The sequence below is a fragment of the Patulibacter medicamentivorans genome (assembly GCF_000240225.1).
GTDB lineage: Bacteria > Actinomycetota > Thermoleophilia > Solirubrobacterales > Solirubrobacteraceae > Patulibacter > Patulibacter medicamentivorans.
Genome location: NZ_AGUD01000301.1, coordinates 1 through 17,059 on the forward strand (window position 1 = coordinate 1; position 17,059 = coordinate 17,059).

Annotated in this window: 16 protein-coding genes; 5 read left to right on the forward strand and 11 right to left on the reverse strand. The window is 75.0% G+C overall.

The features are described from left to right. Nucleotides 1-219: 219 nt before the first annotated feature. The 7 genes from fabI to PAI11_RS21395 form a co-directional block, all read right to left on the reverse strand. Nucleotides 220-1,029, reverse strand: coding sequence for an enoyl-ACP reductase FabI (fabI, locus tag PAI11_RS21365; RefSeq protein ID WP_244406579.1), 810 nt, complete (start codon nucleotides 1,027-1,029; stop codon nucleotides 220-222). Nucleotides 1,030-1,084: 55 nt separating this feature from the next. Continuing rightward, entirely contained in the window at nucleotides 1,085-2,587 is a 1,503-nt protein-coding gene (locus PAI11_RS21370) for an acyl-CoA carboxylase subunit beta (protein WP_007578606.1), read from the reverse strand. A gap of 2 nt (nucleotides 2,588-2,589) precedes the next feature. Continuing rightward, nucleotides 2,590-3,792: a beta-ketoacyl-[acyl-carrier-protein] synthase family protein gene (locus PAI11_RS21375; RefSeq protein ID WP_007578608.1), complete on the reverse strand. Its 1,203-nt coding sequence runs from the start codon at nucleotides 3,790-3,792 to the stop codon at nucleotides 2,590-2,592. Next, nucleotides 3,789-4,037: a phosphopantetheine-binding protein gene (locus PAI11_RS21380; RefSeq protein WP_007578610.1), complete on the reverse strand. Its 249-nt coding sequence runs from the start codon at nucleotides 4,035-4,037 to the stop codon at nucleotides 3,789-3,791. Before PAI11_RS21380 ends, PAI11_RS21375 begins: the two co-directional genes overlap by 4 nt. Nucleotides 4,038-4,241: 204 nt before the next feature. Continuing rightward, entirely contained in the window at nucleotides 4,242-4,946 is a 705-nt protein-coding gene (gene fabG / locus PAI11_RS21385) for a 3-oxoacyl-ACP reductase FabG (RefSeq protein WP_007578612.1), read from the reverse strand. 99 nt (nucleotides 4,947-5,045) lie between these two features. After that, nucleotides 5,046-6,104, reverse strand: a complete 1,059-nt coding sequence (locus PAI11_RS21390; RefSeq protein ID WP_007578614.1) for a 3-oxoacyl-ACP synthase III family protein — start codon at nucleotides 6,102-6,104, stop codon at nucleotides 5,046-5,048. After that, on the reverse strand, nucleotides 6,097-7,008 hold the full coding sequence (locus tag PAI11_RS21395; RefSeq protein ID WP_170320771.1) for an ACP S-malonyltransferase: 912 nt from the start codon (nucleotides 7,006-7,008) through the stop codon (nucleotides 6,097-6,099). The genes PAI11_RS21390 and PAI11_RS21395 overlap by 8 nt, the downstream gene beginning before the upstream one ends. Nucleotides 7,009-7,287: 279 nt before the next feature. Here PAI11_RS21395 and PAI11_RS21400 point away from each other — a divergent pair, with 279 nt between their 5' ends. Next, a complete protein-coding gene (locus PAI11_RS21400; RefSeq protein WP_050897353.1) occupies nucleotides 7,288-7,947 on the forward strand; it encodes a 4'-phosphopantetheinyl transferase family protein in 660 nt (219 codons plus the stop codon). A gap of 82 nt (nucleotides 7,948-8,029) precedes the next feature. Here PAI11_RS21400 and PAI11_RS21405 read toward each other — a convergent pair whose 3' ends face one another. Beyond that, nucleotides 8,030-8,638, reverse strand: a complete 609-nt coding sequence (locus tag PAI11_RS21405; protein WP_007578620.1) for a response regulator transcription factor — start codon at nucleotides 8,636-8,638, stop codon at nucleotides 8,030-8,032. Continuing rightward, a complete protein-coding gene (locus PAI11_RS21410) occupies nucleotides 8,635-9,807 on the reverse strand; it encodes a GAF domain-containing protein (protein WP_007578622.1) in 1,173 nt (390 codons plus the stop codon). Before PAI11_RS21410 ends, PAI11_RS21405 begins: the two co-directional genes overlap by 4 nt. Nucleotides 9,808-10,089: 282 nt before the next feature. On the opposite strand from PAI11_RS21410, the gene PAI11_RS21415 reads away from it, so the two are divergent. Continuing rightward, nucleotides 10,090-11,211 (forward strand): hypothetical protein, encoded by a 1,122-nt coding sequence (locus PAI11_RS21415; protein WP_007578624.1) that lies wholly within the window; start codon nucleotides 10,090-10,092, stop codon nucleotides 11,209-11,211. Nucleotides 11,212-11,316: 105 nt separating this feature from the next. Here PAI11_RS21415 and PAI11_RS24990 read toward each other — a convergent pair whose 3' ends face one another. Both PAI11_RS24990 and PAI11_RS21425 read right to left on the reverse strand, forming a co-directional pair. After that, nucleotides 11,317-12,039, reverse strand: a complete 723-nt coding sequence (locus PAI11_RS24990; RefSeq protein ID WP_007578626.1) for a L,D-transpeptidase — start codon at nucleotides 12,037-12,039, stop codon at nucleotides 11,317-11,319. A gap of 63 nt (nucleotides 12,040-12,102) precedes the next feature. Beyond that, nucleotides 12,103-13,368 carry an ice-binding family protein gene (locus PAI11_RS21425; protein ID WP_138974470.1) on the reverse strand — a complete coding sequence of 422 codons (1,266 nt, stop codon included), beginning with the start codon at nucleotides 13,366-13,368 and terminating at the stop codon, nucleotides 12,103-12,105. Nucleotides 13,369-13,606: 238 nt separating this feature from the next. On the opposite strand from PAI11_RS21425, the gene PAI11_RS21430 reads away from it, so the two are divergent. The 3 genes from PAI11_RS21430 to PAI11_RS21440 all read left to right on the forward strand — a co-directional run bounded on the left by PAI11_RS21430 (nucleotide 13,607) and on the right by PAI11_RS21440 (nucleotide 16,793). Next, complete coding sequence (locus PAI11_RS21430; protein WP_007578630.1) at nucleotides 13,607-13,936, forward strand: YegP family protein; 330 nt, start codon at nucleotides 13,607-13,609, stop codon at nucleotides 13,934-13,936. A 150-nt stretch (nucleotides 13,937-14,086) separates the two neighbouring features. Beyond that, complete coding sequence (locus PAI11_RS21435; protein WP_007578632.1) at nucleotides 14,087-15,208, forward strand: hypothetical protein; 1,122 nt, start codon at nucleotides 14,087-14,089, stop codon at nucleotides 15,206-15,208. Nucleotides 15,209-15,311: 103 nt separating this feature from the next. Then, on the forward strand, nucleotides 15,312-16,793 hold the full coding sequence (locus PAI11_RS21440) for a dihydrolipoyl dehydrogenase family protein (protein WP_007578634.1): 1,482 nt from the start codon (nucleotides 15,312-15,314) through the stop codon (nucleotides 16,791-16,793). The last annotated feature ends 266 nt before the right edge of the window (nucleotides 16,794-17,059 follow it).

Here is a 17,059-nt window from a genome sequence, read left to right on the forward strand (position 1 = left end):
GGTGCGCCCTCGATCGCACCATTCGCGGCCAAACCAGACCACGCAAACCGAAGCACCAACCCACTTGGCCGCGAGCGATCGAGGGCGCACCGCACCCCCGCGGACCACGCACGCCACCCCAGCCGAGAGCGCGAGCGACCGAGCACCCACCCCCGCGGGCCACGCACCCCGAGCCGAGCCGACGCCCCGCCCGACGCCCGACGCCCGACGCCCGAACCCTCAGCCCGCGCCGACCGGCCCCGCCGAGTGGACCCCGCCGTCGACGTGGATCACCTCGCCGGTGATCGCGCGCGAGAGCGGCGAGAGCAGGAACAGGATCGCGTCGGCGGTCGGCGTCGGGTCGCTGGTGTCCCAGCCCAGCGGAGCGCCGGCGTTCCAGCCGTCGGCGAGGGTGTTGAAGCCGGGGATCCCGCGGGCCGCGATCGTCTCGAGCGGTCCGGCCGAGACCAGGTTCGAGCGAACGCCCTGCGGCCCTGCGTAGCGCGCCAGGTAGCGGCTGGTCGCCTCCAGCGCCGCCTTGGCGACGCCCATCCAGTCGTAGATCGGCCAGGCGACCTGGCCGTCGAAGTCGAGGCCGACGACCGAGCCGCCGTGCTCGGCCTTGGAGAGCGCCGGCAGCAGCGCCGCGGCCAGCGCCTTGAGCGAGAAGGCGCTGGTCTCGAACGCGGTCTTGGCGCTCTCGGCCGGGGTCTCCAGGAAGCTGCCGCCGAGCGCGTCCTCGGGGGCGAAGGCGATCGCGTGCAGCACGCCGTCGAGGCGTCCGTCCCAGCGGGCGTCGATCTCGGCCGCGACCGCCGCCAGGTCCTCCGGCTTGTTGACGTCCAGCTCGAGCACGTCGACCGGGGTCGGCAGCTGCTTGGCCGCCCGCTCGGTCAGGCGGCGGGGCCGGCCGAAGCCGGTCAGCAGGACCTCGGCGCCCGCCTCCTGGGCGCGGGCGGCGACGTGCCAGGCGATCGAATCGCGGGTGATCACGCCGGTGATCAGCAGGCGGTGGCCGGCCAGCAGGCCGGAGGGCACGGGAGCGTTCACGCGGGCCTCGGAGGGTCGGGATCGGACGGACCGCCGCCGCTGGGGCAGCGACGGATCACAGCGGGATGTTGCGGGCGCGCTGCTGGCGACGCGGCGCGCGCCTCAGCGACGTGAAGGCCCACACCAGGCGGTCGCGGGTGGCGGCGGGGTCGATCACCTCGTCGACCACGCCGAGCGTCGCGGCGCCCTCGGCCGTCAGGTGCTCGGCGGCGTACTCGGCGGCCAGCTCGGCCTTCTTGGCGACCGGATCGTCGGCGGCGGCGATCTCGCGCCGGCCGGTGATCCCGACGGCCTGCTCTGCCCCCATCACGCCGATCAGCGCGCTCGGCCAGGCGAGCACCAGCGTCGCGCCCAGGGCCTTGCTGTTCATCGCGATCTGGGCCCCGCCGAACGCCTTCCGGACGACGACGGTGACCTTCGGGACGTCGGCCTCGGCGAAGGCGTGGACGAGCTTGGCGCCGTGGCGGATCACCGCGCCGCCCTCCTGCGCGCTGCCGGGCAGGAAGCCGGGCGTGTCGACGAGGACGGCCAGCGGCACCCCGAACAGGTGGCACCAGCGGACGAAGCGGGCGGCCTTCTGCGCCGACTCGGCGTCGAGCGTGCCCGCCATCTGCTTCGGCTGGTTGGCGACGATCCCGACCGAGCGGCCGTCGATCCGGGCGAACGCGCAGACGACGCTCGGCGCCCACCGCGGGGCGATCTCGAGCAGCCGGCCGCCGTCGACGATCGCCGAGGCGACGTCGCGGACGTCGTAGGCCTTGCGCTGCTCGTCGGGGACGAAGGCCGAGGGGTCGAACGCCGGCGGCGGCACCGGACGGGCCCGCGGCGGCTCCTCGTCGCAGCTCTGCGGCAGGAAGCCGAGCAGCTCGCGCGCCATCCCGATCGCCTCGCCGTCGTCGTCGGCCACCATGTGGCAGACGCCGTTCTGCTCCTGGACCTCGGCGCCGCCGAGGTCCTCGGCGGAGATCTGCTCGCCGGTGACCTCGCGCACGACCCCGGGGCCGGTGAGGAACATCGCCGAGTCACGGGTCATGATCGTGATGTCGGTCAGCGCCGGGGCGTAGGCGCCGCCGCCGGCGCAGGTGCCGCAGATCACCGAGATCAGCGGGACCTGGCCCGAGAGTCGGGTCAGGGCGGCGAAGATCTGGCCGTAGCCGGAGAGCGCCTCGAGCCCCTCCTGGAGCCGGGCGCCGGCCGAGGCGATGAAGCCGACGACCGGGATCCGGGCGTCCTCGGCCATCTCCAGCAGCCGCACGATCGTCTCGGCGTGGCGCTGGCCGAGGCTGCCGCCGAGCAGCGTCTGGTCCTCGGCGAAGCAGGCGACCGGCCGGCCGCCGACCGTGCCGAGGCCCGCGACGACGCCGTCGCCGGCCTTGGCCCGCTCGCCGAGCGCCGGCGAGCGCACCGCGGTCCGGATCACGCGCAGCGAGCCCGGATCGCAGAGCGCCTCGAGGCGCTCCTGGGGCGTCAGGACGGCACCGGGCGCGACGCGATCGGCGACCGATGCGCCTGCGCCGTCGCGCTCGAAGATGGCGGGGATCCCGGTGCGTCCGCTCATGGTCAGCTGCCCCCCAGGGCGATGCAGGCGTTGTGGCCGCCGAACCCGAACGACGTCGACAGGGCGATCGGGGCCCGGCCGTTCGTCTCGCGCAGGGGCACGGGGGCGCCCTGCACGTGCAGCAGATCCAGCTCCGGATCCGGCTGGTCGAGGTTCAGCGTCGGCGGCGCCACGCGATCGCGCAGCGCCCGGATGGTCGCGACGGCCTCGATGGCGCCGGCGGCGCCGAGCGTGTGGCCGATCGCGGACTTCAGGCTCGAGATCGGGATCTGCGTGATGTGCGACCCGAGGGCCAGGTGCATCGCGCCGGTCTCCGACCGGTCGTTCAGCGGCGTGCCGGTGCCGTGGGCGTTGATGTAGTCGACATCGGTCGCGGCGATCCCGGCGTCGGCCAGCGACTGGGTCACGGCGCGCGAGGCGCCCGAGCCGTCCGGCGTCGGGGCGCTCAGGTGGTGCGCGTCCTGCGAGGAGCCGGCGCCGAGCACGTAGCCGAGGATCTCGGCGCCGCGGGCCTTCGCCTTCTCGGGATCCTCGAGCACCAGCGCGGCGCCGCCCTCGGCGAGCACGAAGCCGTCGCGGTCGACGTGGAACGGCCGCGACTGGCCGGTCGGCGAGAGCGCGGTCATCGCGGTGAATCCGGCGCGGGCGAGGTCGACGAGCGCCGCCTCGGTGCCGCCGGTGACGACCGCGTCGACCGTCCCGGCCCGCAGCTCGCGCAGCGCCGAGGCGATCGCGTGGGCGCCGGCGGCGCAGGCGCTGACGGTGCCCCAGCTGGGACCGAGCAGGCCGCGCCGGAGGGCGACCTGGCCGGTCGGCCCGTTGGCCATCAGCAGCGGGATCGCCAGCGGCGAGACCGGCAGGCCCTCGAGCATCGCCTTGTGGTTCTCGGTCAGGGTGATGAACCCGCCGATCCCCGAGCCGATGATCGAGCCGACGCGCTCGGGCGCGTACGGCAGCTCGTCGCCGGGGGCGCCCCAGCCGGCCTGGGCCAGCGCCTCGTCGGCCGCCGCCAGCAGCAGCTGGCTCGAGCGGTCGGCGCGGCGGGCCTCCTTGCGCGTCAGGAAGTCGGTCGGCTCGAAGTCCAGGCAGGCGCCCTGCCCGTCGACGATGCCGCTGCGACCACCGGTCCAGCCGGCGTACAGCGCGTCGACGCCGACCCCCAGCGGGGTGACGGCGCCGATCCCGGTGATCGCAGCCGCGGTCACTGTGCGGCGCGCTCGACGATCAGGTTGACGGCGTCCTCGACCGTGCGCAGCTTGGCGACGTCCTCGCCCTGCAGCTTGACGGCGTACTTCTCCTCCACGATCTGGGACAGCTCGGCGAGGTCGAGCGAGTCGACGTCGAGGTCCTCGAAGGTGGCGGTCGGGCTCAGGGCGTCGGCCTCGGCCCCGAGCTCCTCGAGCGAGCTGAGGACGAGCGCCTCGACGTCCTCACGGGTGACGGTGGACACGTTGTGGTTCTCCTGCGGTCTGGTTGCGTGCGATTCGAGAAGTTCGGGGTGCTGCAAGGGGTACACGCGGCTCGGGCGGGCCGGCACCGGGCTCGCGGCGGAGTACCGCCATCCGGGGGGTCCCGTGGTCGGCGTACCGCCGTCCGGGGGGTCCTCCGCGGCGGGCCGGCGGCGGGCGCCGTGACGCGTGCGCCGTGGCCTCGGTCAGGCGCCGAGCCCTCCGTCGACGACCAGCGTCGAGCCGGTCACGTAGGACGCCTCGGGCGAGGCCAGGAAGCGGATCGCGGCGGCGACCTCCTCCGGCTGCCCGGCGCGGCGGGCGGGGATGTGGCCGACGAGGTCCTCGAGCAGGCCGTCGGTCATCTCGCTCTCGATGAAGCCCGGCGCGACCGCGTTGACGGTCACGTTGCGGCGGGCGACCTCGGAGGCGACCGACCGCGTCAGGCCGAGCAGACCGGCCTTGGCCGCCGCGTAGTTCGCCTGTCCGGGGTTGTTCTTGAGGGCGATGATCGAGGAGACGTTGACGATCCGGCCGTAGCGGCCCCTGATCATCGGGCTCAGCGCGGCCCGCAGCAGCCGGAAGGCGGCGCTCAGGTCGACGTCGATCACCGTCTGCCAGTCCTCGTCGCTGATCTGCAGCGCGAGGTTGTCGCGGGTGATCCCGGCGTTGTTGACCAGCACCCGGACCGGGCCGAGCGCCGCGACGGCGTCGGCCAGCAGCTGCTCGGGGGCGCTGGGGTCGGCGAGGTCGGCGCCGATCGCCACGGCCCGGCCGCCGGCCTCCTCGATCGACGCCACGACGGCGCCCGCCTTCTCGACGTTGCCCCCGTAGTGGACGACGACCGGCCAGCCGTCGGCGGCCAGCGCGCGGGCGGTGGCCGAGCCGATCGCGCCGGACGCGCCGGTCACGAGCGCGCAGCCGTCCTCGGGCTTCGCGGGGGGCCAGGTGAAGGGCTTGGGGGCTATCTCGATCGCCTCGTGCGGTCGTGGTGGTGGGTCGATCCGGGCTCAGCGGCCATTCGCGGGGCCCTCCCAGATCATCGTGATCCCGGCCCAGGCCAGGCCGCTGCCGAACCCGGCCAGCAGCAGGCGGGTTCCGGGGACGACCCGGCCGTCGGCGCGCGCGTCGGCGAGCGCCAGCGCGACCGAGGCGGCGGACGTGTTGCCGTGCGTCTCGACCGAGCTGGCCATCCGCTCGGCCGGCAGCTTCAGCCGCTTGCGGACCGCCTCGAGGATCCGCCCGTTGGCCTGGTGGAGCACGATCAGGTCGATGTCGTCGAGCTCCAGGCCCTCGACGGCGGCGGTCTCGCGGACGGTCTCCTCGAAGTGCTTGACGGCCGTCTTGTAGGTGTCGAAGCCGTTCATCTGGACGGCGAACGGGATCCCGGCGCCGAACTCGCCGTCGTCGTAGATCGACGGGTGCTCGGTCGCGACCCGGACCGTCCCGCCGTTGGCGCCGTCGGAGCCCATCACCGAGCGGCCGACGCGGCCCACGCCCTCGCTGTCGGTGCCCTGCAGGACGATCGCGCCGGCGCCGTCGCCGAGCAGCCCGGCGGTCGCCTTGTCGCTGCGGTTGGTCAGGCGGCTCATCGCCTCGGCGGCCACGACCAGCACCGTCCGAAAGCGCCCGGACTCGATCATCGCGGTCGCGGTCGCGACCGACGCGACGAAGCCGCTGCAGCCGGAGGAGACGTCGAAGCTGGCCGCGTGGCCGGCGCCGAGCCGCGAGGAGACCACCGCGGCCATCGACGGCGCGATGTCGTCGCTGATCAGGCAGGCGCCGATCACGAGGTCGACCTCGGCCCCGTCGATCCCGGCGTCGGCCAGCGCGCGCTCGGCGGCGAGCAGCGCGAAGTCGGTGAGCTTCTCGTCGTCGGCGAGGATGTGGCGCTGCTTGATGTGGGTCCGGGAGACGAGCCAGTCCGGCTCGAGCCCGAGCCGCTGCTCGATCTCGGCCGAGGTGACGATCGCCTCGGGCAGCGCGGCGCCGATCCCGAGCGGGGCCACTCGCAGTGGCCGCGGGGGAGCGGCCGCGGGAGCGGCGGACGGCGTCGGAGCGTCAGGCATGCGCGCCATCGTCCCCGATCGCGGCCGCGACCTCGTCGCCGACGGGGCTCGGGGCCTCGACGACGACGGCGGCGTCGCCCGCGAACTCCGCCTCCGGGAAGGTCCGGCGGGCCAGGCCGGCGACCACGTCCCCCGGTCCGACGTCGACGAAGCGGCGGATCCCGGCCGCGTGCAGCGCCAGCAGGCCGGGCCGGAAGAGGACCGGGCTGGTGAGGCCGTCGATCAGGTGCTGCGCCGGGTCGGTGGCCGGGGCGGCGGTGACCGCCGACCAGACCGGCGTGTGCGGCGGGCGGAAGTCGATCCCGTCGATCGCGGCCTGCAGGCCGGCGGTCGCGGGGACCATCAGCGGCGAGTGGAAGGCGCCCGCGACGTCGAGCCGGCGGACGCGGTTGCCGCTGGCCTTCGCCGTCTCGGCGGCGGCGTCGAGGTCGACGATCCGCCCGGCGAGGATCACCTGGCCGGGGGCGTTGTCGCAGGCGACGACGAGGTCGTGGGCGGCGGCCAGCTCCTGCGCGGCCTCGATCCCGCCCTTGCGCAGCGCGGCCATCGAGCCGATCCGCTCGGGGTCGGCGTCGGCCATCGCGGCGCCGCGGGCGGCGGCCAGGCGCAGCGCCTCGCCCTCGGTGATGACGCCACCGAGCGCCAGCGCGACGATCTCGCCGAGCGAGTGGCCGAAGATCGCGTCCGGTCGCGGCAGGCCGAGGGCCGAGTAGCGCGCCAGCGACGACGCCACGATCGCCGGCTGGGCGAAGCGGGTGCTCTCTCCGGTGCGCGGGAACGGGTCCTCGCCGACGGCCGCGATCACGGCCTCGAGCAGGTCGGGACGCAGGCGCGCGACCTCGTCGCCGGCCCCCTCCATCGGGGTGCCCTGCCCAGGGAGGAGGATGGCCGTCGGGACGCTCACGACACGACAGCCTGCCATGCCGCGGAGCCGGACCGCCATCCGCCGCGGACCGCCACCCCCTCACCGGGGGGCGATCCGCGACCGGTCGCGGATCGCCGCGCGAGACCCGTCGCAGCGTCAGACAGCACGTCCACCGCGGATGCTCGCGGCGGCCGGCCGTGGGCGGCCGCCGTCGGGGTCTGGCAGCCTCTGCCGGGAGGTCGCCCGGCCCGCGCGTCGCGGGTCGGTGACCGCGAGCGAGCGATGCCCGAAGCCGGCGCCCATCCCCCGTCCCGTGAAGTGACCGTGTGGCTGGCCGCGCTCGATGCGGGACCGGTCGCGATCGCGACCCTGTCGGTCGCCGAGCGGGAGCATCTCGGCGGCCTGACGAGCGAGCGGGCGCGACGTCGCTACGGGCGGACCCGGACGGTGCTGCGGGGCCTGCTCGGGTCGTCGCTCGGCGTGGCGCCCGCGACGGTCGCCCTGGCGGTGGCGACCGACGGCAAGCCGCGGCTGGCGGGCGGGGGCGACCCCGACGTCCGATTCAACCTCAGCCACGCCGGCGACCTGCTGGCGATCGCCGTCGCCGAGGGCTGCGAGGTCGGCGTCGACGTCGAGCCGCTGGCCGCCCGGCGCCAGGTCCTCGACGGGACGCTGACCGCCACCGAGCGCGCGCGCCTCGACGCGCTCCCACCCGAGCGGCGGACAGCCGAGTTCCTGCGCGGATGGACGCGCAAGGAGGCCTACCTCAAGGGCGTCGGCTGCGGGATCCGCGTCCCGCTCGACCAGCTCGACCTCGCCCCCGCCCGGGCCGGCCACCGCCCGACGGCGCTCCCCCCGGCCCTCGCCGCCGAGGGCGACTGGACCGTCGTCGATCTGCCCCTCGCCGACGACCACGTCGGGGCCGTGGCCGTGCCGGGGAGCGCTCCGCGGGTCGTGGTGCGGAGGTGGGTGGGGTAGGGCTGGGTGTGGCTGGTGGCCGGCCGGGGTGGCGACGTGGGACGCCTCGCGTCCCGAATCGGCGGGCGGCCGACCGGGAGCCCTAGTTCAACCCCAGCCGGTTGGCGGCCTGGACCGCCTCGGCGCGGTTGCGAACCTCGAGCTTGCGGTAGAGCGAGCTGGTGTGCTCCTTGACCGTGTGCGGCGAGAGGTGCAGCTTGAGCGCGATCTCGGGGTTGGTCGCCCCGGTCGCGATCAGCTCGAGGATCTCGCGCTCGCGCGGGCTGAGACCGGCGGGGGTCGCCGGTGCCGCCGCGCCGTCGAAGACGGTCCGTCCCGACGCGACGGCCAGGACGGCACGGCAGACGTCGGCGGCCGGCCAGTCCTTGGGGACGAAGCCCGACGCGCCGGCGGCCTTGGCCGCGGCGGCCGAGATCCGGCCGGCGCCCGACAGCAGCAGCACCCGCGTCCGCGGCTCGGCCTCGCGCAGCCGCTCGCACAGCTCGGCCCCGGACTCGGTCCCGAGGAACAGGTCGACGAGCGCGACGTGCGGCGAGTAGCGGCGGGCCAGCTCGACCGCCTCCTGGCCGTTGCGCGCGCTCAGGCAGCGCGCGACCCACGACTGGCTGGAGAGCAGCGACCGCAGCCCCCAGTGCACCACGTCGTGGTCGTCGACCAGCAGCACCGTCGTGCGTCCCACTTCGCGCGTCACTCGTCGCCCTCCTCGGTCTCGTGCTCGGCGGGCAGCAGCAACCGCACGCGCCACCCGTTCTCTCCCTGCGCCCCGAACTCCAGCAGACCGCCGGCCTGCAGCGCCTCGACCGCCGCCAGCCGCAGCCCGAGGCCGCCGCTGCCGCCGGTCCGCGAGCCGTCCGCCTCGCCGGCGCCGTCGCTGTCGACGGTCATCGCGATCGCGTCCTCGCCCTTGCGCGCAAGGGTGACGTGGAGGACGGTCGGCCGCCCGTGCTTGAGCGCGTTGCGGACTGCCTCGCCGAGGACCGACTGGGCGAGCGACTCGAACGGCTCCGGGACCTCGACGCCCTCCTCCAGCTCGGACAGCAGCTCGATCGAGTCGTGGGCGCGCCGCAGCCGCTCGATCTCCTCCCACAGCCGCAGCGCGGTCGGCGGCGCGACGTGCAGCTCGGGGCCGTGGAGCATCTGCCGCAGGTCGGCCTGCGCGGCCTCGACCTCCATCCGGGCCCGCTCGCGCCCCTCCCCCTCGAGCGGCTCGGAGGACGCCAGCACCAGCCCGACCCCGAACAGCCGCTGGATCACCTGCTCGTGGACCTGGCGCGCCAGCAGCAGCCGGGCGCTCAGCTGCCGGGCGTGCTCCTGGGCACGGGTCGCGCGGCGGGCCTCGGCGGCGAACGCCACCACCTTGCCGGCGATCCAGAGCGCGTCGCGATCGGCGCTCGGCAGCGGCTCGCCGTTGTTGTGCTCGACGATCATCACGCCGTACCAGAAGCCCCCGGCGATGATCGGCACGTAGGCGAGGTCGCCCTCCGGCAGGTTGGCCAGGTCGGGCGAGACCGCGGTCTCGCGCGTGGTGTCGTCGAGCGTGTCGATCACGCGGTCCTGCTCGAGCGCGACCCGCGAGAGCGGGGCGTCCTCGATCCCGACGCCCTCGGGTCGGATCTGGTCGCCGTCGAAGCGGTAGGTGCCGACCGGCCGAACGCGGCGACGCCCCTCGTCGTAGAGCAGCAGCACGGCGCGGTCGACCTGGACGGTGCCGCAGACCGCCTCGCACATCCGGTCCCAGAAGGTCGCGCTGTCCGGCGTCGCCTGCTCCAGGCCCGACATCGCCCGGACGAAGACGCCGAGCGCGTCGGCGGCGACGACGGCGGCCGACGCGTGCGCGTCGGCGGGTGACTCGGAGGGCATCTCCCCAGGCTAGCCCCCTCGACCGAGCGGCAGCCAGCGATCGGGGCGACGGCCCGGACGGACGGGCGGGATCGCGGACGGACGCCGTCGGCGAGCGACGCCAGCGAACCTGCACGCGCGACGACGAGTGCTCGCTATGGTGCCTGGCCGTCGCCCCTGCGCCCGTCGGGCGCCGAACGCGGTCCCGTGCCGGGGCTCGCCGGTGCGGCCCCGCGGATGCGGTCCGCCGGCCTCGCGCCGATCGGCCCGGATCCGGTCCCCCAACGACCAGACGAGGACCCCATGACTCGCAGCCGAGCCACGCTCGCCCTGGCCACCACCGCCGCGTCCGCCGCCTTCCTGGCGCCGGCCCTGCCCGCCTCGGCGGCCGTCACCAAGGGCCTGCAGGACCAGGAGATGACGGTCAACCAGCCGGGGCTGACCCCGGCGTTCCTGACCGCCGCGCAGGAGGCCAACGTCGGCCTGGTCCGCTTCAACACCCGCTGGGACGGCCAGGCCTCGGCGCCGGACCCGGCCCAGGTGGCCGCGATCAAGGCGTTCGCGACCAAGGCCGCGGCCGCCGGCATCGGGTCGATCGAGGTCTCGCCGAACATCTCGGGCGACGCGTCGTTCAACCCCCGCGGCAAGGGCAGGGGGCCGAAGGCCACCGACAAGATCTCGCAGGACGCCTACCGCGCCTACATCCGCGCGCTGGCGACGGCGCTCAAGGACGTCCCGGTCGCCCGCTTCTACTCGGCGATCAACGAGCCCAACTGGTTCCGCCACATCCCGCAGCGCGGCGGCGCGATCCTCTACCGGCGGCTGCACAACATCGCCTACGAGGAGATCAAGGCCGTCGATCCGGCGGCCAAGGTCCTCTTCGGCGAGCTGCTGCCGTACGCGCGCCCGACGTCGAAGAGCTACCCCCACGGCCAGTCGGCCGACCCGGGCGCGTTCGTCCGCGAGGCGCTCGGCCTGACGAAGAGCTGGAAGGGCCGCGGCCGCACGGCGAGCTACGCGGTCAAGGCGGACGGCGTCTCGCTGCACACCTACGACTTCCAGGCCGACCCGAGCCGCAAGAGCAGCAAGCGCGGCCGCGACGCCTGGGTCCACGCCAACCTGGACTGGGCCAAGGCCGACCTGAGGAAGGCGGCCAGGACGAAGCGGCTGCCCTCGGCGGCGGCGAAGCGGATCTACCTGACCGAGTTCGCCTACAAGACCTCGGGCAGCGACAAGCTCTCGACGTCGAAGGCCAGCAGCTACCTGAAGAAGGCCTGGACGGTCGCCAAGAAGCAGAAGGTCCGGAGCTTCCTCTGGTACCAGCTGCGGGACCCCACCTCGACCGACGAGCTGTGGCAGTCGGGCCTGCAGACCCGCGACGGCGGCGTGCGGTCGACCTGGACGACGTTCAAGGGCCTGCGCTAGCCGTCAGGTCGCGGATCGGGGCGTCCACCGGGCCGGCGAGCGCGGAGGACGCCCGAGCGACGCCGGGAACGGCGTCGGTCCGGCCGGCGGCGCTCGCCGCCGGCCTCAGCGGACGATGTCGATCGGGACGCCGGGCCCGATCCGCGCGGCGAGCCAGCTGATCGCCCGGGCGCTCAAGCGCACGCAGCCGTGCGAGGCGGCGGTGCCGAGCACGCCCCCGACGTTGCGCAGCCCGTGGAGCGCGATCTGACCGGGGCCTCCGTCGAACTGCTGCAGGACCTTGGAGCGGGCGCTGAGCGCCAACGCGAACGGCGCCCCGACGCGCCGCGGGCCGAGGCGGATCGTCTCCTCGACGAAGAACCGCCCGTGCGGCGTCGGCGTCGCGCGCGCGCCGACCACGGCGCGGAACGTGCGGACGCGCTTCGCCCGTCGCAGGACGGTGACCCGTCGGGCGGACGTGTCCACGCGCAGCCTCCAGGACGTCCGGGTGGCCCGCGTGGCGGTGGCGACGATCCAGCCGGTCGAGCCGTTCGGGCGACCGGGCAGCATCACGCGCAGCCAGCGGGCTCCCTGCTCGTCGAGCGCCTCGCCGACCACGGGGACCACCGTCCTCGCGGCGGTGATCGGGCGCTGCGCGCGAAGGGTCGTCAGCCGTGGCGAGCCGCGGGTCGGCCGCACGAACACGTCGTGGGGTCGCTCGATGGCGGCCAGGCGCTGCGTCGCCGGTGCCGCGGCCCGCGCGGGCCGGACGTCGTGCAGCGCGGCGCAGGTCGCGCCGAGCGCGACCACCGCGACGATCTGCGGTGCAAGGCGGCGGATCGGTGCCATCGGGATCCCGTCGGCAGGCAGGAGCCGGAGGCGAGCCGCGAAGCGACTCGCCCCCGGCGCCGATCAGCCGGTGAACCCCTGCGGGGTGCGCGGCCGGCGCGCCGGCGTCCGCGGCGTGCAGCCGCGGGTCCGGAACCGGCGATCGACCCCGTAGATCTTGGTGCCGTCGGGACGGACGCCGATGATCCGGTAGTGGTACGTCCGGCACGGCCGAAGGCGGCGGGCCGTGGTGCGGACGCGTCGGGGACGCGTGTTGGGCCGCACGCGGACCTTCGGCGTGTTGCTGCCGTAGGCCGAGGTGCGCCCGTACTGCACGTAGAAGCTGCCGCCGGTCGTGCCCGGTCGCACGGTTCCTCCCAGCTGGACGCTGGTCGACCCGATCCCGGATGCCGGACCCGTGGTGACCGTCAGCCCGGTCGAGGGGGTCTCGCCGGTGCCCGTGCCGGGACCCGTTCCAGGACCCGTTCCGGTGCCCGTGCCGCCGGTCCCACCGGTCCCGGTGCCACCGGTGCCACCCGTCCCACCGGTCCCGCCGGTGCCGCCCGTCCCACCGGTGCCGCCCGTCGCGCAGGTCGCGCGGGTGATGACGTTGGAGTCGAGCGTGACGGCGCCGTTGCGGGCCAGCGCGCGGCCGTCGACGGTCGCGCCGGTCGTCAGGCTGATCGAGGTCAGCGCCAGGATGTTGCCGGTGAAGCTGGAGTTGGTGCCGATCGTCGCCGAGCTCCCGACCTGCCAGAAGACGTTGCAGGCCTGAGCGCCGCCGGTCAGCAGCACGCGGCTGCCGGATCCGGTCGTCAGCGTCGACCCCGCCTGGAAGACGAAGACGGCGCTCGGATCGCCGTGGGCGTCGAGCGTGAGGTCGCCGGACAGTCCCATCGAGGTCGCCGACGTGTAGACGCCGGGCGTCAGCGTCAGGCCGGCCAGGTCCCCGGCCACGGTCGCGGTCGAGCTTCGTCCGGCCGCGTCGTCGTAGGCGATCACCAGATCGGACTGCGCCTGCAGGGCGACCGCGTCGTTGGCGTGGATCGTGCCGGCGACGGTCCCGGGCGGGAAGCCCGTCACGGCCGTGCCCGGGCTGACGCCCAGGTCGCCGGTGATCTGGCTCGGCCCGGTGTTCGTGACCGTGCTGCCGCCGAGGACGCCGAAGCTCGCCGTGGTGCCCAGGCCGACCGCGGCCGCACGTGCGCCGCTCGCCGCTGCCGCCAGCACGATCAGCGCGAGGCACACCAACCCGGTCGCGCGGCGCGTCGTGCGAACGACCGCCGATCCACCGATGGCGTCGTGTCGACCGTCGGTCCTGCCGACGGTCCGGATGGTCGTAGCGACCATGAGGGCCCTCCAAGCTGCGACGCGAGCGCGTCGCATTGAGTCGGAGGATCAAGGGTGGCGCTTCGCGCCCATGTCACGGTCCGAGTTCGGACACAGCTACAACGTCAACTCGATACTCCCGAGCAACGAACGTAGCACCGTGTGTGTCGTTCACGGGACAAGCGGACGAACGATGTCCAAGTACCTCGACACACGGCCTAGGATGCATGTGCACCATGACGAGAGCAGGGGGCTCACGATGGGCACGAAGTTCCAGGTCTACGACGATGCCGCGCAGCACGCGCGCTGGCGCCTGGTGAAGGCCGACGGCCGGACCACGGCCGCCCGCTCCGGCGTCAGCTACATCACCCGCGCCGGCGCGCGACGCGCGGCCGAGAGCTTCAAGGCTCGGGCCTACGCCAACAACTACGCGATCTACCGGGACGACCTCGGCAACTACCGCTGGCGGGCGACGTCGACGGTGGTCCAGGAGGTCGCGCTCTCCGGCACCTGCTTCGCGAGCCGGGCCGAGGCCCAGACCGACATCGACGCGGTCCGTGCGCTGGCCGCGGCGGCCAGCGGCCCCTGACCCGTCCTCCCGGGTCTCGCCGGCCCGACCGCACCCTTCGCCCTCGTCGCGTGTCGTAGTCCGAGAACCCCTGGCGCCGCGGACCCGCGTCCGCGCTCGCGCCGGGGTGGACTCGATCCACGTCCGTTCCCCCCACCAGACGAGGAGCACATGACCCGCATCCGCACCACGGCCGCCGTGGCGACCACCGCTGCGGCCGCCCTGGCCCTGACCCCCGCGAGCCCGGCCTCCGCCGCCGTCGTCAAGGGCCTCCAGGACCAGCAGATGACCGTCAACGAGCCCGGATCGACCCCGGCGTTCCTGGCTGCCGCGCAGGAGGCCAAGGTCGGCCTGGTCCGCTTCAACACCCGCTGGGACGGCAAGTCGTCGGCTCCCGACCCCGCCCAGGTCGCCGCGATCCGCGCCTTCGCCCAGCAGGCGACCGCCGCCGGCAGCGGCGTGACCGCGATCGAGGTCTCCCCGAACGTCTCCGGCGACGCGTCGTTCAACCCGCGCGGACGCAAGAAGGGGCCGACCGCGGCCTCGAAGATCAGCGTCACCGCCTACCGGTCCTACATCCGGACCCTCGCCGAGGGCCTCCGGGACCTGCCGGTCGCGCGCTACTACGCGCCGCTCAACGAGCCCAACTGGTTCCGCCACATCCCCAAGCGCGGCGCCGGCACGGTCTACCGCAAGATCCACAACACCGCCTACGACCAGATCAAGGCCGTCGACCCGAGCGCCAAGGTCCTGTTCGGCGAGCTGCTGCCCTACGACCGCCCGCTGTCGAGGAACTACCCGCACGGCCAGTCGAGCAGCGCCGGCGACTTCGTGCGCGAGGTGCTCGGGCTCGACTCGAAGTGGCGGGCCAAGGGCAGGAGCTCGACCTACAAGGTCAAGGCCGACGGCGTCTCGCTGCACACCTACGACTTCAAGGCCGACCCACGCAAGCGCCGCAGCGACCGCGACGACTGGACCCAGGCCAACCTCGGCTACGCCAAGGCCGACCTGAGGAAGGCCGCGAGGACCAAGCGGATCTCGTCGACCGCCGCCAGCCGGATCTACCTGACGGAGTTCGCCTACAAGACCTCGGGCAGCGACAAGCTCTCGACGTCGAAGGCCGCGACCTACCTGAAGCGCGCCTGGGCCATCGCCGAGAAGTACAAGGTCCGGTCGTTCCTCTGGTACCAGCTGCGCGACCCGACCGCGGCCGGCGAGTCGTGGAAGTCGGGCCTGCAGACGTCGACCGGCGGCTCGCGCCGGACCTGGACGACGTTCCGCGGCCTGCGGTAGGACCCCGACCGCGACCCCGGCGGCTCCGTGCCGGCCCGGGTCGCGGCCCGCGCGGGCCAGCCGATCGCCCGTCCCCTCGCGGAGCGCCGCCCAACCCGCGAGGATGGTCGCGGGCGGCGCCGCTCCGCCCCGCCGGCCCCGTGCCGGCGACCCCGACGCAGAGGAGCTTGCCGTGCACGAGAGCGACGCCGACGTGGTGGTGCTGGGCGCCGGACCGGCCGGCGAGGTCGCCGCCGGGCGGCTGGGCGAGGCCGGGCTCGACGTGGTCCTGATCGAGCCGCGGCTGGTCGGCGGCGAGTGCTCGTACTACGGCTGCATGCCGTCGAAGGCGCTGGTGCGACCGGTCGAGCTGCTCGACGAGGTCGCCCGGGTGCCGGGCGTGCGCGAGCTGCTCAGCGGGACGATCGATCCGCAGGTGGTCCTCGACCGCCGCGACGAGGTGATCCACGAGCTGGACGACGACGCCCAGCTGCCGTGGCTGGAGGAGCGCGACGTGCGCCTGGTCCGCGGGCACGGGCGGCTCGCCGGCGAGCTGGTCGTCGAGGTGCTCGAGGACGCCGACGCCGAGCGGCCGGCCGAGCGGATCACCGCCCGCCGCGCCGTCCTGCTGGCGACCGGCAGCCGGCCCGCGATCCCGCCGGTTCCCGGGCTCGCCGACGCCTGCGGCTGGACCAACCGCGAGGCGACGACCGCCGAGACGGTGCCCGGCCAGCTGGTCGTCGTCGGCGGCGGGCCGATCGGGGCCGAGCTGGCGCTCGCGTGGTCGTCGCTGGGGGCCGAGGTCACGCTGCTGGAGGGATCGCCGCGGCTGCTGGTCAAGGAGGAGCAGTACGCCGGCGAGCAGGTCGCCGCCGGGCTGCGGGCCCACGGCGTCGACGTCCGCGTCGGCGCCCGGATCGCGAGCGCGTCGCGCGACGGCGAGCGGGTGGCCGTCACGCTGGAGGACGGCGAGGTGATCGCCGGCGACGAGCTGCTGGTCGCCACCGGCCGCCACCCCAACAGCGACGGCCTGGGCCTGGACAGCGTCGGCGTCGCGGCGGACGAGCACGGCTTCGTGGCGACCGACGACGCGCTGCGGGTCGGCGGGCGCGACTGGCTCTACGCCGTCGGCGACCTCAACGGCCGCGCGCTGCTGACGCACCAGGGCAAGCGTCAGGCGCGGGTCGCCGCCGACCGGATCCTCGGGTACGCGACGGCGGCGCTCGGCGAGCACGAGCCCGACGGCCTGACCAGCCCGCGGGTCACGTTCACCGAGCCGCAGGTGGCGGCGGTCGGGCACACGCTCGCCTCGGCCCGCGAGGCGGGGATCGACGCCCGGGCGATCGACGTCGCCAGCGACGGCAACGCCGGCGCCAGCTTCGTCGGCAAGGGCGCCGGCGGCACGACCCGGTTCGTGATCGACCCCGCGGCCGGCGTGCTGGTCGGCGCCACGTTCGTCGGCGCCGGCGTCGCCGAGCAGCTGCACGCGGCGACGATCGCCGTCGCCGGACGCGTGCCGCTGGACGTGCTCGACCAGGCGGTCCCCGCGTTCCCGACGCGCAACGAGGTCTGGCTGCGGCTGGCGGAGAAGCGCCCGCGGGACTGAGCCGCCGACGCGGAGGGCTGCCGGCTCACCCGCCCCGCCGTGTGTCAGCGCCGGAGCGGGTGAGCGGCCGTCGCGGAGCGCCGGGAAGAGCGGGCTACCCGCGGACGATCAGGGTGGCGCGAGCCGACCGGTGGCCCGGCGCCGTGACGCGAACCTGGCGGCGGCCGGCGCGGGCGATCCGCACCCGCAGCCGGGCGCGGCCGCTCGCATCGGTGCGGAGGCTGCGACCGGCGAGGCGCACGCGCGCCCCGGGGACGGCGCGCAGG